Here is a 23,354-nt window from a genome sequence, read left to right as displayed (position 1 = left end):
GATTAAACGCTCATTCGCATTATTTCTTGGTAAGCTTCAATCACCTTATTGCGAACTTCAATTGTTGCGTTTAATGTAATGCTCGCCTTTTGTGAAGCAATCATTACCTCATGCAATTCCACATTTTCACCTTTAATTAGCTTTTGAGTAAAATTATCGGATGTGATTTGCTGGTCATTAACTTTGGCTATTGCCTCTTTTAACGAGTTCGCGAAGCTTTGTTGGGCTTCATAAGGTGTCGTATTAAGTTTATTTGTTTCATTTACAACCTGAGTAGGTGTCATTAGCGAAACGGACGAAATTGTCATTATGTATCTTCCTTTCTTCTTATTTATTTACCAATCTCTAATGCCTTTGTAAGCATAGATTTATTTGCGTTAAATACTGTTACGTTTGCCTCGTAAGAACGAGTGGCTGACATTAAATCTACCATTTCTTTTAATGGGTCGACATTCGGCAAATTGACATAACCATCTGCATTTGCATCTGGATGAGTTGGGTCATAAACAAGTTTGAAAGGTGTTTCTCGGTCTTCTGCAATACGAGTTACTTTCACACCATTACCAACACCGCTTTTGGCGTCTTTCCCAAGTGCTACATTCATAAACTTTGAAAATTGTCCTTCTTGTGCTGTAAACGTTACGGACTTCCGTCGATATGGCTCCCACTCCCCATTAACTTGACGAGCTCGAGTTGTATCCATGTTTGCCATATTAGAAGAAATAACATCCATGCGTAAGCGTTGTGCAGTTAAAGCTGAGGCAGTGGTATTCATCCCATGGAAAATAGACATCTATTACTTACCTCCTTTAATAACTGTGTTTAATGTGTTTAATTTCCCGTTTACACGATCAATTAAAGCATTGTAGTAAATTTGATTTTCTGCTAATTTTGCCTGTTCAGCATCCATATCTACTGCGTTGCCATTATTTCGGTATCGTAGATTTTCTATATTATTGACACCAGGTGTAGATTGTCGAATTGTGAAATCATAATGTCTATTGTCAGTTCGATAGGCAGAAATAGAGATATCCTTTTGTTCCGCCAACATATCCTTAAAACTAACATTTTTCGCCTTATAATTAGGTGTATCGACATTCGCAATATTGTTTGCGATTGTTTTATGATTCAAAGTCGCATAGGAAAGTCCATTTTCCAAGCTACTAATAGTTCCTCCAAATAAATTCAAAACTGTTCACCTCAATTTATTAAATTCTATGTACTTGTTAATATATTCAATAATACAATTGTAATTAAGATGCTACCTAGTGTCTATTGTCTTTTGTCACTTTTTAATAGTATATACGCCCTATTTTTTTAACGTCTCAACCGGGACAATACTTCTGCATCCCTTGTAGCTCTAGGCTTCATGAAAGGTTGGTTAACATCTAGTTATTTTACACTATTTCGACAGTGTTTACGATTTTAGTATTAAATTTGCCTTTTTATGAGCTTTATCGCCTTTTAAAATGAAATTAATTTAAGGTTCCATTTTACTAGTTCGACAAATGGCTGAATATTCTAATATAGACAATTAACAGTTTATTCACCATTATTCTAAAGTATCACATATTTCATTTTTATATGCTAATTGTAGTGACAATTTTATGAACGACATTAGGATAAAAGAAACAAAAAACATCAATATTCTCCAAATTTGTATTTATACAAAAAATAACAATCAATTACATCGCTAAATATCTAGTGAAATGCATACAAAAAGGCGCCTAGTTTTACCTAGACGCCTTCATTATCTTCTTCAAGAAGAATTATTTCATTTTAATTTCAGCTAATGCATTTAAGAACTTATCATTTAACACTTTAATATAAGTTCCTTTCATACCTAGAGAGCGAGACTCAATAACACCCGCTGACTCCAGTTTACGTAATGCATTGACGATCACTGAGCGTGTAATTCCCACTCGGTCTGCAATTTTAGAGGCAACCAGTAAACCTTCGTTACCATCAAGCTCTTCAAAGATATGCTCAATAGCTTCTAATTCACTGTAAGAAAGTGAGTTTATGGCCATTTGCACAACCGCTTTGCTACGAGCTTCCTCTTCGATTTCTTCAGACTTTTCACGTAAAATCTCCATGCCAACTACTGTTGCGCCATACTCTGCAAGAATTAAATCATCATCTTCAAATTGAGAAGATAAACGTGCAAGGATTAATGTTCCTAAACGTTCACCACCACCAACGATTGGTACAATTGTTGTTAATGCGTTTTGGAAAAGATCTTTGTTTTCCACAGGGAAAGCAGTATGTTCGTTATGGATATCTAAATTAGAAGATGTTTCTGAGATTGTAAATAAGCTATGTGTGTATTCTTCAGGGAATTGTCTCTCTTCAAACATTTTTTTCATACGCTCATTTTCAATTTGTTGGTGAATTGAAATACCTAATAATTTACCTTTACGGCTTAAAATATAGACATTACTATCAATAATATCTCCTAGTGTATCAGCCATTTCCTTAAAGTTTACAGGCTTACCAGCAGAAGCTTGTAGCATTGAGTTAATTTTACGTGTTTTTCCTAATAAATTCATTATATGTTCCTCCTATAAATAATCCGAAGAGTATTCACTTAATATTCTAAAGTTTTTTACTACTGAATGATACTGATCAGCTTTATCTTACAATATAAACTGTGACAAATCTTTGTTTTTTACAATACCTGCGAGTTTTTGATCTACATAAGCTGCGTTGATCGGTATACTCGCTGGTGCAATTTCAGCTGCTTCAAACGACAGCTCTTCTAGTAAACGTTCTAAAATCGTGTGCAAACGGCGAGCTCCGATATTATCTGTTTCCTGATTAACCTCTGTGGCTATTTCCGCAATACGTTCAATGGCATCAGATGTGAAATTGATTTCCACACCTTCCGTTTCTAGCAATGCCTTATACTGCAAAATGAGCGATTGATCTGGTTCTTGTAAAATACGGACAAAATCTTGTTTTGTTAATTTTTCAAGCTCTACACGAATTGGGAAACGACCTTGCAATTCCGGAATCAAATCTGAAGGCTTCGACATATGGAACGCTCCTGCAGCTATAAATAGCATGTAATCCGTTTTCACAGCACCATACTTCGTAGTTACAGTTGAACCTTCTACTATTGGTAATATGTCTCGTTGTACACCCTCACGAGATACATTGGCAGAAGAATTTCCTTCTTTACTAGCTATTTTATCGATTTCATCAATAAAAATAATACCAGTTTGCTCCGCTCTAACAATTGACTCCTGTGCCACTTCATCTGCATCTATCAACTTATTTGCTTCTTCTATTGTTAAAATACGACGTGCATCCTTTACCTGCACACGGCGTTTTTTCTGTTTTTTAGGCATTAAGCTAGATAGCATATCTTGCATACCATTATTGGCGGACATATCCATTCCCGTGCCTTGTAATGCATCAAAAATGGATGGAGTTTGTTCTGTTACCTCAACCGTAATCCATTCATTTTCCAATTTACCATTTCGTAAATCAATAGCAATTTGTGCACGTTTAGAGCGTACTTCTGTTTCCTCAGACGACGTATCGTCCGTTGAAGTTTGTTCTTTCCCACCAAATAACATTTCGAATGGATTTTGCATGCTCTGTTTCTTACGCAATGACGGGACTAAAAGTTTCACAATCGCTTCATTTGCTAATTGCTCTGCTTGTTCCTTAACAGATTCCATCATTTCTTCTTTTACAAGACGGTGAGAAGCTTCTACTAAGTCACGGACCATTGATTCAACATCACGACCTACATAACCTACTTCAGTAAATTTTGTCGCTTCCACTTTTACAAAAGGTGCATTTGTAAGCTTCGCAATTCTTCTGGCAATTTCCGTTTTTCCGACACCAGTTGGCCCAATCATTAAGATATTTTTAGGAATAACTTCTGCCTTCATATCTTCATTTAGCAATGAACGACGATAGCGGTTTCGCAACGCAATGGCTACAGCTCGCTTAGCTTCATTTTGCCCAACAATATAACGATCTAAATGCTCAGTAATTTGTCTTGGCGTTAAATTTTTTTGCGTCATTAGCTCAGCGCCTCCACGATAATATTATGATTCGTAAATACACAGATTTCAGCAGCTGTTTCTAATGCTGCTTCAGCAATTTCACGAGCAGTCATCGTTTCACCTGCATATTTTTTTAATGCTCTACCCGCTGATAAAGCATAATTCCCACCAGAACCAATGGCTAAAATTCCATCATCAGGTTCAATGACTTCACCAGTACCAGAAACAAGTAGCAAAGTTGTTTTATCCATGACTAATAGCATCGCTTCTAATTGGCGCAGCATTTTATCTCCGCGCCATTGCTTGGCAACCTCTACTGCAGCACGTTGTAAATTACCGTTATATTCATTCAATTTGCCTTCGAACATCTCAAATAGTGTAAATGCATCTGCAACAGAGCCTGCAAAGCCTGCCAGAACCTGCCCATTAAACAGACGTCTGACCTTCTTCGCTGTACCTTTCATCACAACTGCATTTCCTAAAGTTACTTGACCATCACCAGCCATGGCACAGCCTCCGTTATGATGAACTGCAAATATCGTAGTCGCATGAATTTGTCCCATCTGCTTTCCTCCTTAACTCTATTATGCCCTTGGATGAGCATTCATATATGTTTGACGTAGGTGCTCTTTTGTTACATGTGTGTAAACCTGTGTAGAAGATAAATGCGAATGGCCTAATAACTCCTGCACCGTTCGCAAATCCGCGCCATTGTTTAATAAATGTGTTGCAAAAGTATGGCGAAGCATGTGTGGGTAAATTTTCGTATGGAGTGAGGCCTTGTCAATCATTTCGTTTAAAACATGACGTACCCCTCGTGGAGTAAGTTCCCCACCTCGCATATTGACAAACAATTGCTGATGATTAGTCTTTTTCATCAATCTAGGACGAGCCTGCTCTATGTAGTCCAGCATTGCTAAACTCGCAAATTGACCGAATGGGATAATTCGTTCTTTCCGACCTTTTCCCATAACTCGTATGATGGAATAATGAAAATCTACATCCTTAACTTGAATGGAAGTCAGCTCACTTACACGAATACCTGTCGCATATAACAGCTCTAATATAGCCATATTTCTCAATGATTTCAAATCATCCCCGGTATTCGCATCAAATAACTGCATCAATTCTTCTTCATAGAAGAAATTTGGTAAACGAGATTCTTTTTTTGGATGATAAAGAGAACGAAATGCCCCATCATCAAATCCATACTGTCTATTTAGAAAGCGGAAGAAGGAGCGTATTGAGGATATTTTTCTAGAAATAGAAGCCCTTGCTCTTTTTTCGTCGTACAACTTTGTTACATAAAGACGTGCATGTATATATTCAACACTCGCTAAATCATGAATTCCTTCCCCTTGTAAGAAGGCCAAAAAATCCAGCAGGTCTGATTCATATTCTCGCACTGTATGAACAGAGAAGTTCTTTTCAACTTGGATATAAAGCATGAACTGTTCGAGTGCATCTTGGGACGAAACTAACATAGAAAGATTCACCACCAATAATTTATTAATAATTTTCTCAAATGACTGACACTTGTAATATAACGGATAAATAATTCTTTGTCATCTCTTACAAGTTTGTATCGTAAACCATCATTAATAAACATACATATTGACACTATACCTATCTTTGTAAGATAGCAAGTGTAATTAGTTATATTTTGAGAAAATCTCCATACAAAATAATAAAACATGTCTAAGCAAGCATTTTATCTACAAAAAGAAAAAGCCTCTAAGAGTATAACAACTTTTAGAGGCTTTTGGCAATTAAATTGTTTGTGAATTCACAAAATTGTGAATTGTGCTTATTGCGCGTGTTGCATGCATTTCAGCGCGCTCTGGTTTTGAACGGCGACCAGGTGGTAATTCAGGGAAAATACCAAAGTTAACGTTCATTGGCTGGAAGTTTTTCGATTGCGCTTCTGTTATATAACGCGCCATACTTCCTAACGCCGTTTCGAATGGGAAAATGATTGGCTCATGTCCCAATGCTAAACGAGCTGCATTTATTCCAGCTATTAATCCACTTCCAGCTGATTCAACATACCCTTCAACACCTGTCATTTGACCGGCAAAGAAAATATTCTTTTGTTCACGAAGTTGGTATGTTTTTTCTAACACTTTTGGTGAATTAATAAAGGTATTTCGGTGCATAACACCATAACGTACAATTTCCACGTTCTCTAATCCTGGAATTAGCTGCAATACTTCTTTTTGAGGACCCCATTTTAGATGTGTTTGGAAGCCAACAATATTATAAAGAGTACCAGCAGCGTCATCCTGGCGAAGTTGTACTACGGCATATGGACGTTTCCCTGTTTTCGGATCTTCTAGTCCGACTGGCTTCATTGGGCCAAATAGCATTGTTTTCTCTCCACGAGCTGCCATAACTTCGATTGGCATGCAGCCCTCAAAGTAGATTTCTTTCTCGAATTCTTTTAAAGGCACTACTTCTGCTTCGATTAATGCTTGACGGAAACGATCAAACTCCTCTTTCGTCATTGGGCAGTTTAAATAAGCTGCTTCTCCCTTATCATAACGAGATTTTAAATAAACCTTATCCATATCTATACTATCTTTTTCAATAATTGGTGCAGCAGCATCATAAAAGTATAAATAATCCAGACCTGTTAAACCTTGAATTTTTTCAGCCAAAGCTTTCGAAGTTAAAGGACCTGTAGCAATAACTGTTATACCTTCAGGAATTTCTGTCACTTCTCCGTGAATAACCTCCACCAATGGATGATTTTTCACTGCCTCTGTCACATAACCTGCAAACTCATGACGGTCTACTGCTAATGCTCCTCCAGCTGGTACAGAACATTGGTCTGCTGCCTTTAAAATGACAGAATCAAAAATACGCATTTCTTCCTTAATAACACCTACAGCATTTGTTAAGCCATTTGCACGTAGCGAGTTAGAACAAACAAGCTCTGCAAATTTATCTGTATGGTGTGCAGGCGTTTGCTTTACGGGACGCATTTCATACAGTCTTACTTTCACACCGCGTTTTGCTATTTGCCAAGCTGCTTCACTACCTGCCAGGCCCGCTCCTATTACATTTACTACTTGTTCAGTCATGATTTTACCATCTTCCTATCATTGTGTTGGTGCTTCTTCATAGTCACATTTTGTACATTGAATTTGGACACCTTTTTTAATCTTTTTCTCTACTAATAATGCACTACATTTCGGACATGGTCTACTAATTGGTTTGTCCCAAGACACAAATTCACATTCCGGATATTGATTACAACCGTAGAATAGACGCTTCGTTTTACTTTTACGCTCCACAATTTCGCCTGTTTCACACGATGGACATTTTACACCAATAGGTTTCATAATAGCTTTTGTATTTCTGCAATCCGGGAAATTCGAGCAAGCCATAAATTTACCATATCGCCCTAGCTTATAGACCATTGGTGATCCACAAAGCTCACAATCTTCTCCAGCTGGCTCATCTTTTATTACTACTTTCTCCATTGCCTCGTCTGCATGTTTAACATGGACTTCAAAGTCTTTATAAAACTCTTCCACAATATTCTTCCATTGACGACTACCTTCTTCAATATCATCTAAATCTTGTTCCATTTGTGCAGTGAATTCGATATTGATGATATCAGGGAAAAATTCTAGTACGAGTTGGTGTACGATTTCGCCTAGCTCTGTTGGCATAAAGCGTTTTGCATCTAACACAACATAGCCACGGCGCTGAATTGTATCGAGGGTCGGTGCATATGTGGATGGGCGACCTATACCTAATTCTTCCATCGTTTTAACAAGTCGCGCCTCTGAATAGCGTGGTGGTGGCTGTGTAAAATGCTGCTTAGGTTCAATTTCAAGCGATTTTACTTGATCACCAATTTCCATCTCAGGTAAAAGCTTTGTCGTTTCCTCTGTTTGATCGTCGGTACCTTCGATATAAAGCTTCATAAAACCTGCAAATTTAACTTGTGAGCCGTTCGCACGGAATAAAACATCACCATTTTGAAGATCTACCGCCACAGTATCAAGTATAGCCGGAGCCATTTGACTTGCAATAAAGCGCTCCCAAATCAAGCGATATAAACGTAACTGATCACGACTAAGGACTGCCTTTAATTCCTCTGGTGATCTCATCGTACTTGTTGGACGAATTGCCTCATGGGCGTCCTGCGCATTTGAAGCCTTTTTCGTCTGCTTTATTTCTGTTGCAATATACTCTTTTCCATACTTTGACTCGATGAAAGAAACCGCTTCTGTTTTTGCCGTTTCAGAAATACGTGTGGAATCGGTACGCATATAAGTGATTAAACCGACTGTTCCCTCTTTTTTACCAATATCAATACCTTCATATAATTGCTGTGCAAGCATCATCGTCTTCTTTGCTCGGAAATTTAATTTTCGCGCTGCTTCTTGTTGTAACGAAGAAGTTGTAAAGGCTGGTGCAGCATTTCGTTTACGCTCTTTTTTAGAAACATTAACAACATTAAAGTTTGTCCCTTTAACACCTTTTAAAACGGTCTTTACTTGTTCCTCATTTGTTAGCTTAATTTTTTCTTTGCCATTTCCATAGTAAAGTGCATCAAACGATTTTTTTCCTTTTTCAAAAGTACCTTCAATCGTCCAATATTCTTCTGGTTGGAAGTTTTTAATTTCATTTTCTCGATCAATAATCATGCGCAGCGCTACTGATTGTACACGGCCTGCTGATAAACCCTTCTTCACCTTTTTCCAAAGAATTGGGCTAATGTTATAGCCAACAAGTCTATCTAATATACGTCTTGTTTGCTGTGCATCTACTAAATCCATGTTAATAGGACGTGGGTTTTTAAAAGACTCAATAATCGCATCTTTCGTAATTTCGTTAAATACAACTCGACAATCCGAGTTAATATCGATATTTAATGCAGTCGCAAGGTGCCAAGCAATCGCTTCTCCCTCGCGGTCTGGATCGGCCGCTAGATAGACTTTCTTCACTTTTTTAGCCGCAGATTTTAATTCCTGTAAAACAGGTCCTTTACCACGAATCGTAATGTATTTAGGTTCAAAGTTATTTTCCGCACTCACACCCATTTGGCTACGTGGAAGATCTCGTACATGTCCAACTGATGCTTTCACCTTATATTTTTTGCCTAAATAACGTTCAATTGTTTTTGCTTTTGCTGGTGATTCTACAATCACTAAATAATCCGCCATCTATGTCTCCCCCTTAGCGAGGTCTTTTACTAAATTTTTAAGTTACCTGTTGCAAAATGTATAACAGATTTTAAGATAATGCAACTTTTTTTCAATTTTTGTTAGAAAACAGGTCCAGTGTTTCAACGATTTGATGACCATTTATTACTGGAATTGCTCCATCCACAAGTAATTGATTGGTCCCCTTGGACTGTGTTGCATCAATAGGTCCCGGTACTACAAATACATCCTTCCCTTGCTCTAATGCAAGTTCTGTTGTAATAAGCGTACCACTTTTTAACGCTGCTTCTGTCACAACTAACGCTTGAGCTAAACCACTAATGATTCGATTACGCATTGGGAAATGCCATTTTTCGGGTTTCATATATGGAGGATACTCAGTTATTAATAACTGTTGATTAGCCATTTCCTTCGCCAATATTTGGTTTTCTTTTGGATAGAGATAATTAAAACCATGCCCAAGCACAGCCATTGTGTGCCCACCCATATCGATTGTTGCCCTATGTGCCATTGTATCAGCGCCTCTAGCTAGCCCGCTTACGACCGTATACCCCCATTGAACTAGTGATGGGACAATTAGGTCTAATGCTCTTTTCGAATACGCTGTAGCCTTCCTAGAGCCTATAATAGCTATCTGTTTCTTGTTTGTTAACAGGGAATACTGACCTTTCACATACAATACAGTAGGAGGACTGGATATTTCAAATAATTGCGCCGGGAAATAAGGATGATAAAAAGGTATGGGGAAAATATTGGCCCGTGCATAGGCCTCTTCAAATGGGATTGTCATAATTTGTCGAAAGCTTCGAGAAATTTGCAATGCTTTATGTGACGATATTTGTAAAAAATTTGCGATTTCATCATAATGAGCTTCTTCAAAAGTGTTTAAAACGTTCACTGGGGACAATAATCGTTGAAGTTTTTGAAGAGGTAAAGGATATACATAATGCAAAGCTAGTAATCTCTGTGTATCAACTGCAAGGATCATTCTATAAACCTCCTTTATAATAGAAGAAAGTAAATGACCGCATGATGATTTGAACACAACTTCGTGATGTAATTTTCAATACAGTAAATAGGAAATTGTTTAATGAAGGGAGATAAACAGTGTATAAATAAGGAAAAAGATGTAGCAACTATGTGCTACATCTTCCATTTTAATGGGTTTTACACTTTTCGTATAGCCCTTTTTCTTTAATTACTTTAATCAGTGTTTCACCAATAACAGATGGTGTTTCTGCTACTTCAATGCCTGCCGCATTCATAGCTTTAATTTTCTCTGCAGCTGTTCCTTTACCACCAGAAATGATAGCACCTGCGTGCCCCATACGTTTGCCTGGAGGTGCAGTTTGTCCACCAATAAAGCCAACGACAGGTTTCGTCATATTCGCTTGAATCCATGCAGCTGCTTCTTCCTCAGCTGTACCACCGATTTCACCAATCATAACTACTGCATACGTTTCTGGGTCATTATTAAACGCTTCAAGAACATCGATGAAGTTAGTACCATTTACAGGGTCTCCACCGATCCCAACAGCTGTTGTTTGACCAATGCCAGCTTGTGTTAATTGATGTACTGCTTCATAAGTTAATGTACCAGAACGAGATACAACTCCTACATGGCCTTTTGTATGGATATAACCAGGCATAATACCGATTTTACATTCATCAGCTGTAATAACACCTGGACAGTTTGGACCTACTAGGCGAGTCTTTTTGCCTTCCATGTAACGTTTAACCTTCACCATATCAAGAACAGGAATATGTTCAGTAATACAGATTGTTAATTCTAATTCAGCATCAACAGCTTCTAAAATAGCATCTGCTGCAAATGGAGCAGGAACGTAGATAACTGAAGTTGTCGCGCCTGTTGCAGCTACAGCTTCTGCCACTGTATTGAAAACAGGAACTCCTTCGATTTCAAGTCCACCTTTACCTGGTGTTACACCTGCTACGATTTTAGTACCATACTCAAGCATTTGCTTCGTATGGAAAAGAGCTGTTTCGCCCGTAATCCCTTGTACAATTACCTTCGTATCTTTGTTAATAAATACAGCCATTGTTCTCCCTGCCTTCCTTAGCCTACTAGTCCCACAATTTTTTGTGCACCGTCAGCCATTGAATCAGCTGCAACGATGTTTAAACCAGATGCATTTAAAATTTCTTTTCCAAGTTCTACATTTGTACCTTCTAAACGTACAACTAGTGGCACAGCTAAACCGATTTCTTTAGCAGCTGTCACAACGCCTTCAGCGATAATGTTACATTTCATAATTCCGCCAAAAATGTTTACAAAAATGCCTTTTACATGTGGATCAGAAAGGATAATTTTGAAAGCTTCTGTTACTTTTTCAGCTGTTGCACCGCCCCCTACATCAAGGAAGTTGGCCGGGCTACCGCCGTAGTAGCTAATTGTGTCCATAGTCGCCATAGCAAGACCAGCACCATTAACCATACAGCCAATGTTACCATCTAAAGAAATATAGCTTAAATCATATTTTGACGCTTCAATTTCTTTTGGATCTTCTTCATCGAAATCGCGTAATTCGACAATATCTTTATGTCGGTATAATGCATTCGCATCAAAATTGAACTTAGCATCTAGTGCCACTACATCGCCTTGTCCAGTTACTACAAGTGGATTAATTTCAACAATTGATGCATCTTTGTCGATAAATGCTTGATATAAACCTAACATTAATTTAACAGCTTTCCCTACAAGGTTTGCTGGAATATTCATATTAAACGCCATACGACGTGCTTGGAAACTTGTTAATCCAACAACTGGATCAACTACTTCTTTGAAGATTTTTTCCGGATTTGTTTCCGCTACTTCTTCAATATCCATACCGCCTTCTTCAGATCCCATCATTGTTACGCGGGAAGTTGCACGGTCTAAAACTAAACTTAAATAGTATTCTTTTTGGATATCAGAACCTTCTTCAATGTACAAGCGTTTTACTTCTTTTCCCTCAGGACCTGTTTGATGAGTCACTAAAATTTTCCCTAATAATTCTTTTGCGTACGTACGTACCTCGTCAAGGTTTTTAGCGATTTTTACACCACCGGCTTTACCGCGTCCACCTGCATGAATTTGCGCCTTGACTACAGTTACATTAGAGCCAAGTTCCTTCGCTACTTTCACTGCTTCATCAGGGGAAAAAGCAACTTTTCCGTTTGGTACAGCTACACCATATTTTCTCAGAATCTCTTTCCCTTGATATTCATGGATATTCATAATACATCCTCCCATCAAACATTTGCATAAAATTGTTTTACTAACATAGTCTATTCTAACGAAACATTCTGATAAAGTCTACACTTTGTCTTTTGTTCGAATTTTCTCTATTATTATGACGCATTCTTCTAATTTGTGTACTAAAACAGCTTGTAAAAAATAATCAGAATACTTCATTTTTTCTATATTTTCGCGCATGCTCTTGATCTAAACGATATATAAAAGCAAATACCTCTGCCACAGCCTGATATAATTCCTCAGGAATGGACTCATTTAAATCTAATTGACCAAGCAGATGTACAAGGTTAGGATCCTCATAAATCGGCACATTATGCTCATTTGCTCTTGCCAAAATGTTCTCGGCAATTTTCCCTTTTCCCTTTGCTACAACAGTCGGACTATCGAATTGACCGAGTTTATAAGTTAGCGCAATTGCCTCTTTACGGGTAAATTTTTCTTCGCTCATACGCGGATATCCACCCCACTCTGTTCCTCTTGCTGTTCTACTACAGGACTATTTTTGACCGCCTGGCCCTTGTCAAATTGTTTCATAAAAACGCCTGATAGTTGATAATTTTTTTCTGCCAACCCTACTTTTAATGCTGCCTTTAGTGGTTCTGCAATCGATTGAATCTCCAAATGTTCATTAAAGACCGTTACTGTAACTACTCGATTTTGAACCTGCATATCAATGACCGTTTCTTGCATGGATGCCATTTGTAAATAAAATAATACCCTCGCATAGTTGGCATCAATTTTACCATCATCTTTCATGCGACCATTCCATTGCAATGTAGCATCCATTCTCTTACCGAAAAATTCTAGCGGAACTTGCATAATCAGTTGATGTTGGTGTCCATTTTCGCCTGATGATAGCTGCATCCCATTCATTCGTGTCATTAACATTTCTGCCGCTTCCTTCAATTGCGGTGTCATATTAGTTTCCTGCAATAATGTATGAAGCTGCGGTTTTAATTGATGTGCAATCATTTGTAAATCCGCTGATTTGTTTCCGAGTGTCGCCTCATAGCTAATCCCTAAATTTTTTAACACTGTTTTCATCGCATGCTCCATTGCCTTACTATCCATCGAATTTTGTACAAGAGCGTCTGCTTGTGTCACTATTTGTTGAATGAGGGGCTGTGAAGAAGCGATGCTATTTTTTACAAGATTACGCATAAAGGCTTCATTTTGTAAGGGAGAAGCTACCTCTTGCTTCAATAAAGACAGTAGATGATCTTTTACTGACAGTCCTTTTATGTCCTGTGTAAATAAATGATTGGACGTATTTTGAGAAAAGGCTTTTAATAATTGATCCTGCATTTGTTTAGCAAAAATATCTACTGTTTGCTTTGTGACAGGTAACTGATTAAAACGATCAATTAGCTGATTAATCTGTTGCTTTTGATCATTTGTTAAAAATTGTTGATTTGTTGTCCAAGATTTAAGTTGCTCGATCAGCTGAGCGGCATTTTCAGGCTTCGTTGTTAGGATAGTCTGAACGACTTGACCCGCTTGCTGCATTTGCTGAGAAGCTTTTCCCTCGTTCATACTTGACCAATTTTGCAATGTTGCCTGATTCGGAATTATCCCCGACTCCTTTAAGATCGACAAGGCTTGCATTTTTTCACTAGTTGTAGCAGCATTATTTGTTAAACTTTCTAGAACTTTTGCAAGAACCACGCTACCTGTTTCTACTTCAAATGGCTTTGTAATTGCTTGTACTTGCTGCATTAAATTTTGTTTAAGCTGTTCAGGCAAGGCTGTATCTTTTGCTAGAAGCTGTGCAAAGTTTTCCATAATAGCCGCCATACCAGAAGTCTTTTGTCCACTCATTAGCGCTTGAAACACTTCATTAGTCATTGGCATTTTAAGCTCTATCATTTTTTGAATCGTTTGCAAAGCATCCATTTTAGATATACCCTCTGGTAATGCCTTTAACCACATTTCAGCTTGTAAAAGTTGATCTTTTGAAATTGGTAGCTCTGCCTTCATAAAATGTCCTAATAATTGCTGCATCTCTGCTGACTTAGGTAAATTCATAGACTCTAATAGCTGATTAATTTGTTGGCTTGGTGAAGTGGTTGGCGTCATCGGTCCTGACACCACTTTCAATTCTGCTTGTGGATCTGTTCCTGTTACCTGAAAAAAATGGGCATCTCCAGCTTTTAATGGAACTTCAAGTTTAGCGATAAATTTTTGATTTCCTACTTGTATCTCCGCCATTTGATCTGGGTATAATTTCTTAATCGTTCCATGAAATACTTGTCCCTGTTTTAAGGCCAGTGGCTGATTATTTGCAGTTATTGGGTTTTGTTGCATCTGGATCGGATTAAATGATGTGGCTGTCATATATATACTCCTTTCATCAATTACTCCTTCGGTAATTGGTGTTAACGTATTATTCAAACATGGATTTAACCGGCTCAAACGATTTACGATGGTGAATCGTTGGTCCGTATTCTTCTAGTGCTTTTAAATGCTGCTTTGTACCGTAGCCAGCATGTTGTGCAAAACCATACATAGGAAAATCTTTATCTAATTGTTCCATATAATCATCTCGGGCTGTTTTAGCTAGAATGGAGGCTGCTGCTATTGCTAAGCTTTTGGCATCTCCTTTAATGATGGAATCCTGAGGGATAGCCATAGGTAATGTCATGGCATCTACTAAAACATAATCTGGTTTTCTCGATAACGATTCCACACTTGCCTTCATAGATTGTTTGGTCGCCTCATAAATATTAAGCTCGTCTATTTGTTGAGCCGGTTGGAAGTGAATAAAATAACTAATTGCATGTTCTTTAATTAAAGCGGCAAAGGCATTTCGTTTATCCTTCGATAATTGCTTAGAATCATTCAAACCAACTAGAGCCTCACTATTTGTTGGCAAAATTACAGCCGCTGTAACGACTGGCCCAGCAAGAGGACCACGCCCCGCTTCATCGACACCTGCAATTAAAGCATCTATTCCCCCATAACTTAAATCAAATGCCACTTTTGCTTGATGTTCCTGAAGTAATTGGCGCCTTTTTTCTTGTTTCTTTTGCCAAGAAACCCAAGCCTTTTGTACACCTACTCGTTCATCTTCTGCAATACCTGACATCCACTCTTGCCATTCTTCCGCATCTTTTAATGCTACTGTAATTTCTTTAATACTTCTCATTTCTTACTCCTTCTTGCCTCTACTTATTAAACCTATATATCCATTTCAGTCATTATGTAGCTTCATTTTTTTCCTCTATATAATTATTATCGGTAGGAAAATTCATTCCTAAAAGAAAAACTGTCACAAAGAGGGTGTGACAGTTTCCAATACTTTTTATTGTTCTGATTCTTTTTCTAGTTGTTCATCCACAAAATCAAATGTTAATTTGCCTAATTGCAAGCCTCGAATATCTCGAACGATTAGTTGAGCTACTTGATCATAATCAATTTCTCCACCTGCACCAAACACGCGACGAAGTTTCCCAATATGGTCAAAGGTTTCAACCAAATCTTCATGGACGAATTCAAAGCCGTAACGCTCCTCCATACGCTTTGGATAATGAACGGATAAGAAACGTAAGCCGTATACTGCTAAGTCTTCCATGTTTGTGATGGTGTCTTTAATAGCTCCTGTTAAAGCTAATTTAAAGCCCACTTCTTGATCTTCAAATTTTGGCCATAAAATCCCTGGCGTATCTAATAGCTCAAGTTCTTTCCCGACCTTAATCCATTGCTGTGCCTTTGTTACACCCGGTGTATTTCCCGTTTTAGCAATATTTTTTTTCGCCAAGCGATTAATCAGTGTTGATTTCCCAACATTTGGAATACCAACAATCATTGCACGAATAGCTCGAGGCTTCATCCCTTTTGCTTTCATGCGATCAAACTTTTCTTTTAATATTTCCTGCGCTGCCTTTGTTACTTGTTGTAAGCCTTTACCCTCAAGGGAGTTAATGGCTACTGCTTTATGACCACGCTGTGCAAAATAATCTACCCATTTGCGTGTTTCTTGCTCGTCTGCCATATCCGCCTTATTCAAAATTAAAAGACGTGGTTTTTGATTAATGACTTCATCTATCATTGGATTACGAGACGATAAAGGTAAACGGGCGTCTATTAACTCAAATATAATATCAACAAGCTTTAATTTTTCTGTTACTTCACGTCGGGCCTTTGCCATATGCCCGGGAAACCATTGAATTGTCACTGCTTTGCCTCCTAAATTAAAAGAAAAAGGGAGTTCATAAACGCTCCCTTTCTTGCATTACTTTACAATTTTTATGTCATTAAACGGCCAGAAAATCAAACTTGTATTGCCGATGATTTCCTTTTGATCTACAAGACCAATATGTCGACTGTCTTTACTATTTCGTCGATTATCCCCCATGACAAAAACATACCCCTTTGGAATCTCATCTAATGAAACATCGATGTCTTTTAAGGTAAAGTCTTCTGTTAATGTTCCCCCTGCGATTTGAGCTTTATAAGCATCTAAATAGGGCTCATCAATTGGCTCACCGTTGATATATAATTGATCGTCTTTATATTCCAGTGAATCCCCTGGCAATCCAATTACACGTTTAATGTAATTTTTTTGTTCAGGCGCATGAAACACAACAATATCAAAGCGTTTCGGTTCACCTATTTTATAACCAATTTTATTCACAATCATGCGGTCGCCATCTTCAAGGGTTGGCATCATGGACTCACCATCAACTGCAATTGGTGTAAATAAAAAATATCGTATGATTGCAGCAATCGCAAATGCAATTAATAGCGCTTTTGTCCATTCCCATAATTCATTCTTTTCTTTCACCTGTTTTTCCATTGAGAAATGCCCCCTTGTCTAACACTATTTTAGTTGATAGGGAATTAAGATGACAAGCAAAAAGAAAAGGAGCTTGCGTACAAGCCCCTCACTTTTAAGTCATAATTATCGAATTTCTTTAATACGAGCAGCTTTACCACGTAGGTTACGTAGGTAGTAAAGTTTAGCACGACGTACTTTACCACGACGTACAACTTCTAAGTTAGCGATTTTTGGTGTGTGTACAGGGAATGTACGCTCAACACCTACACCGTAAGAAATTTTACGAACTGTGAAAGTTTCGCTAATACCGCCACCACGACGTTTAATTACTACACCTTCGAAAAGCTGGATACGTTCACGAGTACCCTCTACTACTTTCACGTGTACCTTAACAGTATCACCAGGACGGAAAGCAGGTAGATCAGTGCGAAGTTGAGATTTTGTAATTTCTGTAATAATGTTTGACATTGTTTTCTCTCCTTAGACAGATGCTCTTGCACGCAATCTATGCCACAGCGGAACACCGTAATTCAGTACTTCACATAGAAGTACAGATTAAATGTTATCATAAATATACTAGGCAATCAAGCATCTTGTTGATTGTTTTTAAGTTTTTCTAAATACAATTTTTGCTTGTCAGTTAAAGGATAATCATCGAGTAAATCAGGACGACGTTCAAAGGTTCTTTTCAACGATTGCTCCTCACGCCATTGCTCAATTTTTGCGTGATTGCCCGATAATAAAACATCCGGCACCTTCATTCCTCGAAATTCTGCTGGTCGAGTATAATGAGGATGCTCTAAGAGACCCGTTGAAAAGGAATCTTGTATATGTGAATCTTCTTGGCCTAATACACCTGGTAATAGGCGTACAACACTATCGATAACCGTCATTGCTCCTAGTTCTCCACCTGTTAAAACGAAATCTCCAATAGAAATTTCATCTGTTACAAGGTGCTGGCGTATACGTTCATCATAGCCTTCATAGTGACCACATAAAAAGACTAATTCCTTCTCCTGTGATAATTCTTCTGCTTTTTTTTGGGTAAATCGTTCTCCCTGAGGGCACATTAAAATGATGCGTGGTTGTTTTCCTGCACAAATTGCTTCTACAGCGCTAAACATCGGCTCAGGCTTTAAAACCATGCCTGCTCCGCCGCCATATGGATAGTCGTCCACTTGATTGTGCTTATTCCCCGAAAATGTACGGATGTCGGTTACCTCTAGCTTGACCGCATTTTTTTCTTGAGCTTTCTTTAAAATAGAAGCCCCGAAAACACCTGAAAACATATCGGGAAAAAGACTCAGCACATGAATATTCATCATAATAAACCTTCCATTACGTGAATGACAATTTTCTTCTCTACCACATCAATATCTTTCACGATATCTTCTATATAAGGGATATAATGCTCTTTCTTCGAGCCTTTAACCACCCATACATCATTAGCACCTGTTTGTAGAATATCGTTCACAACGCCAATTGTTTCGCCTTCTTCAGAAACAACTGTACAACCTATAATCTCATGGAAAAAGAATTCATTTTCTTGAAGGAGATCGTCAGTCATTTGATCTTTTGTCACTTTTAACAAACCTTCTTTAAACGGCTCGACCAAATTGATGTTATTCATACCTTCAAATGTTAATAAAATAAAGTTTTTATGACGACGCACTGATTGAATCGTTACCCAAGTTGGTTTTTTATCGTCCTTTTTAAAGGCAGCAAGCTTATTCCCTACCGCAAAACGTTCTTTTTCAAAGTCTGTTGTCGATAATATACGCACCTCTCCTCGAATACCGTGTGTATTGACAATTCGACCTACATTAAACCATTCCATTCAACTATCACCTCATTAAAAACGTACTACTCTCTCCCATTGCATTCATTCTCTTACTCAAATTCACTTTGGAAGAATGTAGGTTCAGCTAAGACAATCAATTGTCTCGTCCATATTAATATAATCAATTGTCTCTAGCTGTAATCTTTGTTGCCCTGTTTGTCCAAAATAAAAAGAACAACTCTAGGCGAAATAAAGAAAAAAAGGAAGGAACCTACAAGCTCCCTCCTTCTTAGTCCAGATATTACGCTTCATGCTAAAGTCCACTTCGAACTCCTAAGCGACATGTAAACACACCTATCAGGACTCAATTGTACTCGTTGCAAGAGCGCGAAAATCTTTTCTATTAATCCAATATATCGACGTAGGTCTTCTTTTGATGGTGACTACCTGCCGCTGAATAAACAATTGTACGAATCGCTTTCGCTACTCGCCCTTGCTTGCCTATGACTTTCCCTCGATCCTCTGGATGAACAAAAAGTTTATAAACAATTCGATTTGCATTTTCATCCGTCTCAATACGAACTTCTTCTGGATAATCGACTAACGGTAAAACGATTGCTTCAATCAGCTGCTTCAAAGACGTCGCCCCCGATTATTTACTGAATTTTTGGTTATGGAATTTCTCCATGATACCTTGTTCTGAGAACAGGTTACGTACTGTATCTGATGGTTTTGCACCGTCAGCTAACCATTTAAGAGCTTTCTCTTCATCAATGTTTACAGTAGCTGGTTGAGTTAGTGGGTTGTAAGTACCAACTGTTTCGATTTGACGGCCGTCACGTGGTGAACGAGCGTCTGCAACTACGATACGATAGAAAGGAGATTTTTTAGCTCCCATACGTTTTAAGCGAATTTTAACTGCCATTTTAATAGCACCTCCGAATAAGTTTCACACAAGATAGTATATTATCAATGTTTAGGTTGTTTGTAAAGTGTTTTTTCTTAACACCTAAAAATTATTATTTAAACAATGAATCAAAGCCTGGTAATTTCATTTTTTTCTTGCCCTTACCACTAGCCATTCCAGTCATTTGCTTCATCATTTTTTTCATTTCATCAAATTGCTTGATCAGACGATTCACCTCTTGAATAGAAGTCCCTGAACCTTTAGAAATACGCTTTTTACGGCTACCATTAATTAATTCAGGATTCGTCTTTTCTGCAGGCGTCATCGAGTAAATAATCGCCTCTACACGTCCCATTTGCTTATCGTCAACTTTAACATTATCTAAGCCTTTGATTTTGTTTGCACCAGGGAGCATTTTTAAAATTTCATCTATAGGTCCCATTTTTTTAACTTGCTGCAATTGCTCCACGAAATCATCAAGTGTAAAGGTTTGAGTCTTGAATTTTTCTTCTAACTCTTTGGCTTTTGCTTCATCTACATTGGCTTGGGCCTTTTCGATCAGCGATAGAACGTCTCCCATACCTAAAATACGAGACGCCATACGCTCAGGATGGAAAGGTTCTAGCGCATCCATTTTCTCACCCATACCGACAAACTTAATTGGTTTCTGCGTTACAGAACGAATAGATAATGCTGCACCACCACGAGTATCACCATCAAGTTTTGTTAAGACAACCCCTGTAATACCAATAGCCTCATTAAAGCTTTCTGCTACGTTTACAGCATCTTGACCTGTCATTGCATCGACAACAAGGAAGACCTCATCTGGCTCTTTTAATGCGCGAATATCTTTTAATTCTTGCATCAAATCCTCATCGATATGCAAACGACCAGCCGTATCGATAATTACGACATCATGATGCTCTTCTTTCGCCTTTTCAATTGCCTGACGTGCAATCTCTACAGGGGAAATATCAGTGCCTAACGAAAAAACTGGTAATGAAAGTTGTTTACCTAATGTTTCTAATTGTTGAACAGCTGCTGGACGATAAACGTCGGCTGCTACTAACAATGGTTTACGATTATATTTTTTCCTTAGAACATTTGCCAATTTACCTGAAGTTGTCGTTTTCCCTGCCCCTTGGAGGCCGACCATCATAATAACAGTTGGAGGCTTCGTATTAAATTTAATTGGACTTTGCTCGCCACCCATTAATTCTGTTAATTCGTCTTGTACAATTTTAATAACTTGTTGACCGGGTGTTAAGCTTTGCATAACATCGACGCCAACAGCACGTTCACTAACCTTTTTTACAAATTCCTTGACTACTTTTAAGTTAACATCCGCCTCAATTAAAGCAAATCGGACTTCACGCATCATTTCTTTGACGTCTTGCTCCGATACTTTCCCTTTGCCCTTAATTTTTTGGATCGTTCCTTGGAGTCGTTCCGCTAATCCTTCAAAAGCCATTGCTTTCGCCTCCTAATCCCATTCTTTCAGCTGTTCGATAAGCACTAGCTGCTCTTCAGCCGTCATACTTTGTTCTGTTATCCCCATTGTTAGCTGTGAAAGCATTTGGGTACGTTGTTGAAATTTTTCAAGTAAACATAATTTTTCTTCATATTCCTCAAGCATTGCTTCTGTTCGACGAATATTATCGTAGACAGCTTGGCGTGATACACCATACGATTCAGCGATTTCACCTAGTGAGTGATCATCCAAATAGTATAGTTCCATATAACTTCTTTGCTTATCTGTTAATAATGCTTGATAAAAGTCGAAGAGAAAGTTCATGCGTGTTGTTTTTTCAAGTAGCATCGAATGTTTCTCCTCCCGCTATTTAGTCATTTGTATCATAACGAAAAGCGCCCGTCTGTGTCAAGGTAATCTCCTTGTCTAAAAGCCTAATTTACTTACTTTCGGGCAATTCTTGCCTGTAGCTAGTATGACTCTTTCCAACAAGTCAATTCAACTGATCACAGTCGAGCGTTTCTACTCCACTACACTCAGTGGATTGGTGCCACATTTCTTAAGTTAAACATCGAGAGGTTAACCTAAAATGAATGACTCATAAAAAAACAAAACAAACATTCATCCCCTCCGATACATGAAGGAGATGAATGCTAGATCAAGATAAAATGACACTGCCCATTTTACTGTTATTCTTCATTATTTTGTAATTCTTTATCTAAACCATCGGCAAATAATCCATAGACATATCGTTCTGCATCAAATGGCTGTAAATCGTCCATTTTCTCCCCAAGACCTACAAATTTCACAGGAATGTGTAATTTGTTACGGATTGCAAGTACAATACCGCCTTTAGCTGTACCGTCCAGCTTTGTTAAAACGATACCTGTCACATTCGTTGCTTCTTTAAATGTTTGTGCTTGAACAAGGGCATTTTGACCAGTTGTTGCATCTAACGCTAATAATACTTCATGTGGAGCACTTGGAATTTCACGGGAAATGACACGATGTACCTTTTCAAGCTCGTTCATTAAATTCACTTTGTTTTGTAAGCGTCCTGCTGTATCACAAATTAACACATCTGCTTTTCTGTTTTTCGCAGCACGAATTGCATCATACATAACTGCCGCTGGATCAGAGCCCTCAGATTGTTTAATAACCTCACAGCCTACACGATCTCCCCACACTTGTAATTGATCGATAGCACCTGCACGGAATGTATCACCCGCAGCTAAAACAACTGTTTTGCCTTGGGACTTGAGACGACGAGCGAGTTTACCAATTGTCGTTGTTTTCCCTACACCATTCACCCCAACAAATAGAATGACTGTCAGTTCACCATCAGGCTGCATATTTAATTCAATTAAATCATCTTCACCTTGCTCATAAATTTCTACAAGCTTTTCAGAAATTAAAGTTTGGATACCATTTGTATCTTTTATGTTTTTACGTTGTACCTCGAAACGTAATTTATCCATCAGTTCCATGACCGTTTCAAAACCAACATCGGCCTGTAATAAAAGATCCTCTAATTCCTCAAAGAAATCCTCATCCACTTTACGATAACGTGCAACAAGGTCGTTCACTTTTGATGTAAAGGAATTACGTGTTTTTTCAAGGCCCGCTTTAAATTTTTGCGTAATAGACCAAGCAGAAGGTTTTTTCTCCTCTGTTGGTTGTTCCTCAATAATTTGTACTTCTAGCTGCTCTTCTTCCTCTATTGGAGAAGGCGGCTCTAAATCCTTTGTACCTTCGATGTCCGAAGATTGTTCGGATTCTGTAGTATCTTCTATTGGTGAGAATTGCTCAGAAGGTTCTTCAACAACAGTCTCAGTAGTGGCAGGTTCACCGCCTTCTTCTAATTCCTGTGGATGAGAATCTAAATCATGTTCAATGGCTTCTAGTTTTTCTTCGTCCGCTGGATTCCCCATCAATTTATCTTTTATACGTTTAAAAAAGCTCAT

Annotated in this window: 25 protein-coding genes; all 25 read right to left on the bottom strand. The window is 38.1% G+C overall.

Going from position 1 to position 23,354, the window contains the following annotated elements; genetic code table 11:
- Nucleotides 1-2: 2 nt before the first annotated feature.
- Nucleotides 3-308 (bottom strand): flagellar hook-basal body complex protein FliE, encoded by a 306-nt coding sequence (fliE, locus tag MKX57_RS05100; protein ID WP_025113930.1) that lies wholly within the window; start codon nt 306-308, stop codon nt 3-5.
- A 23-nt stretch (nt 309-331) separates the two neighbouring features.
- Nucleotides 332-793: a flagellar basal body rod protein FlgC gene (flgC, locus tag MKX57_RS05095; protein ID WP_008180788.1), complete on the bottom strand. Its 462-nt coding sequence runs from the start codon at nt 791-793 to the stop codon at nt 332-334.
- A 3-nt stretch (nt 794-796) separates the two neighbouring features.
- Nucleotides 797-1,189 carry a flagellar basal body rod protein FlgB gene (gene flgB, locus MKX57_RS05090; RefSeq protein ID WP_008180790.1) on the bottom strand — a complete coding sequence of 131 codons (393 nt, stop codon included), beginning with the start codon at nt 1,187-1,189 and terminating at the stop codon, nt 797-799.
- A gap of 580 nt (nt 1,190-1,769) precedes the next feature.
- A complete protein-coding gene (gene codY / locus MKX57_RS05085) occupies nt 1,770-2,549 on the bottom strand; it encodes a GTP-sensing pleiotropic transcriptional regulator CodY (protein WP_025113928.1) in 780 nt (259 codons plus the stop codon).
- An 87-nt stretch (nt 2,550-2,636) separates the two neighbouring features.
- Nucleotides 2,637-4,037: an ATP-dependent protease ATPase subunit HslU gene (gene hslU, locus MKX57_RS05080; RefSeq protein WP_008181269.1), complete on the bottom strand. Its 1,401-nt coding sequence runs from the start codon at nt 4,035-4,037 to the stop codon at nt 2,637-2,639.
- Nucleotides 4,037-4,582 carry an ATP-dependent protease subunit HslV gene (hslV, locus tag MKX57_RS05075; RefSeq protein ID WP_008181271.1) on the bottom strand — a complete coding sequence of 182 codons (546 nt, stop codon included), beginning with the start codon at nt 4,580-4,582 and terminating at the stop codon, nt 4,037-4,039. The genes hslU and hslV overlap by 1 nt, the downstream gene beginning before the upstream one ends.
- Before the next feature lie 21 nt (nt 4,583-4,603).
- Nucleotides 4,604-5,503 (bottom strand): tyrosine recombinase XerC, encoded by a 900-nt coding sequence (gene xerC / locus MKX57_RS05070; RefSeq protein ID WP_008181273.1) that lies wholly within the window; start codon nt 5,501-5,503, stop codon nt 4,604-4,606.
- A gap of 285 nt (nt 5,504-5,788) precedes the next feature.
- Entirely contained in the window at nt 5,789-7,102 is a 1,314-nt protein-coding gene (gene trmFO / locus MKX57_RS05065; RefSeq protein WP_008181275.1) for an FADH(2)-oxidizing methylenetetrahydrofolate--tRNA-(uracil(54)-C(5))-methyltransferase TrmFO, read from the bottom strand.
- 18 nt (nt 7,103-7,120) lie between these two features.
- Nucleotides 7,121-9,199, bottom strand: a complete 2,079-nt coding sequence (gene topA, locus MKX57_RS05060; protein WP_008181277.1) for a type I DNA topoisomerase — start codon at nt 9,197-9,199, stop codon at nt 7,121-7,123.
- Between the two features lie 91 nt (nt 9,200-9,290).
- Nucleotides 9,291-10,187 (bottom strand): DNA-processing protein DprA, encoded by an 897-nt coding sequence (dprA, locus tag MKX57_RS05055; protein WP_089985325.1) that lies wholly within the window; start codon nt 10,185-10,187, stop codon nt 9,291-9,293.
- Between the two features lie 169 nt (nt 10,188-10,356).
- Nucleotides 10,357-11,259 (bottom strand): succinate--CoA ligase subunit alpha, encoded by a 903-nt coding sequence (gene sucD, locus MKX57_RS05050; RefSeq protein ID WP_008181281.1) that lies wholly within the window; start codon nt 11,257-11,259, stop codon nt 10,357-10,359.
- A gap of 17 nt (nt 11,260-11,276) precedes the next feature.
- Nucleotides 11,277-12,437 (bottom strand): ADP-forming succinate--CoA ligase subunit beta, encoded by a 1,161-nt coding sequence (sucC, locus tag MKX57_RS05045; protein WP_008181283.1) that lies wholly within the window; start codon nt 12,435-12,437, stop codon nt 11,277-11,279.
- A 163-nt stretch (nt 12,438-12,600) separates the two neighbouring features.
- On the bottom strand, nt 12,601-12,903 hold the full coding sequence (locus tag MKX57_RS05040; RefSeq protein ID WP_008181284.1) for an EscU/YscU/HrcU family type III secretion system export apparatus switch protein: 303 nt from the start codon (nt 12,901-12,903) through the stop codon (nt 12,601-12,603).
- Nucleotides 12,900-14,789, bottom strand: coding sequence for a hypothetical protein (locus tag MKX57_RS05035; RefSeq protein ID WP_342550825.1), 1,890 nt, complete (start codon nt 14,787-14,789; stop codon nt 12,900-12,902). Before MKX57_RS05035 ends, MKX57_RS05040 begins: the two co-directional genes overlap by 4 nt.
- A gap of 49 nt (nt 14,790-14,838) precedes the next feature.
- A complete protein-coding gene (locus tag MKX57_RS05030; protein ID WP_008181288.1) occupies nt 14,839-15,600 on the bottom strand; it encodes a ribonuclease HII in 762 nt (253 codons plus the stop codon).
- Between the two features lie 156 nt (nt 15,601-15,756).
- Complete coding sequence (gene ylqF / locus MKX57_RS05025) at nt 15,757-16,629, bottom strand: ribosome biogenesis GTPase YlqF (protein WP_025113918.1); 873 nt, start codon at nt 16,627-16,629, stop codon at nt 15,757-15,759.
- Nucleotides 16,630-16,686: 57 nt separating this feature from the next.
- Complete coding sequence (gene lepB, locus MKX57_RS05020; protein WP_008181292.1) at nt 16,687-17,250, bottom strand: signal peptidase I; 564 nt, start codon at nt 17,248-17,250, stop codon at nt 16,687-16,689.
- A gap of 105 nt (nt 17,251-17,355) precedes the next feature.
- Nucleotides 17,356-17,700 (bottom strand): 50S ribosomal protein L19, encoded by a 345-nt coding sequence (gene rplS, locus MKX57_RS05015; protein ID WP_008181294.1) that lies wholly within the window; start codon nt 17,698-17,700, stop codon nt 17,356-17,358.
- A 116-nt stretch (nt 17,701-17,816) separates the two neighbouring features.
- Nucleotides 17,817-18,554 carry a tRNA (guanosine(37)-N1)-methyltransferase TrmD gene (gene trmD / locus MKX57_RS05010; RefSeq protein WP_089985545.1) on the bottom strand — a complete coding sequence of 246 codons (738 nt, stop codon included), beginning with the start codon at nt 18,552-18,554 and terminating at the stop codon, nt 17,817-17,819.
- On the bottom strand, nt 18,554-19,069 hold the full coding sequence (gene rimM / locus MKX57_RS05005) for a ribosome maturation factor RimM (RefSeq protein ID WP_089985320.1): 516 nt from the start codon (nt 19,067-19,069) through the stop codon (nt 18,554-18,556). The genes trmD and rimM overlap by 1 nt, the downstream gene beginning before the upstream one ends.
- Before the next feature lie 346 nt (nt 19,070-19,415).
- Nucleotides 19,416-19,649: a KH domain-containing protein gene (locus MKX57_RS05000; protein ID WP_004269410.1), complete on the bottom strand. Its 234-nt coding sequence runs from the start codon at nt 19,647-19,649 to the stop codon at nt 19,416-19,418.
- 15 nt (nt 19,650-19,664) lie between these two features.
- On the bottom strand, nt 19,665-19,937 hold the full coding sequence (gene rpsP, locus MKX57_RS04995; RefSeq protein ID WP_004269411.1) for a 30S ribosomal protein S16: 273 nt from the start codon (nt 19,935-19,937) through the stop codon (nt 19,665-19,667).
- Nucleotides 19,938-20,031: 94 nt separating this feature from the next.
- Complete coding sequence (ffh, locus tag MKX57_RS04990) at nt 20,032-21,390, bottom strand: signal recognition particle protein (RefSeq protein ID WP_089985319.1); 1,359 nt, start codon at nt 21,388-21,390, stop codon at nt 20,032-20,034.
- Nucleotides 21,391-21,402: 12 nt separating this feature from the next.
- On the bottom strand, nt 21,403-21,738 hold the full coding sequence (locus MKX57_RS04985; RefSeq protein ID WP_008181685.1) for a putative DNA-binding protein: 336 nt from the start codon (nt 21,736-21,738) through the stop codon (nt 21,403-21,405).
- A 341-nt stretch (nt 21,739-22,079) separates the two neighbouring features.
- Nucleotides 22,080-23,354 (bottom strand): signal recognition particle-docking protein FtsY, encoded by a 1,275-nt coding sequence (gene ftsY / locus MKX57_RS04980; RefSeq protein ID WP_089985317.1) that lies wholly within the window; start codon nt 23,352-23,354, stop codon nt 22,080-22,082.

The sequence above is a fragment of the Lysinibacillus sp. FSL M8-0216 genome (assembly GCF_038595555.1).
Classification (GTDB): Bacteria; Bacillota; Bacilli; order Bacillales_A; family Planococcaceae; genus Lysinibacillus; species Lysinibacillus fusiformis.
The sequence above is the reverse complement of the archived record's forward strand: the minus strand, read 5'-3'. Positions and strand labels throughout refer to the sequence as shown.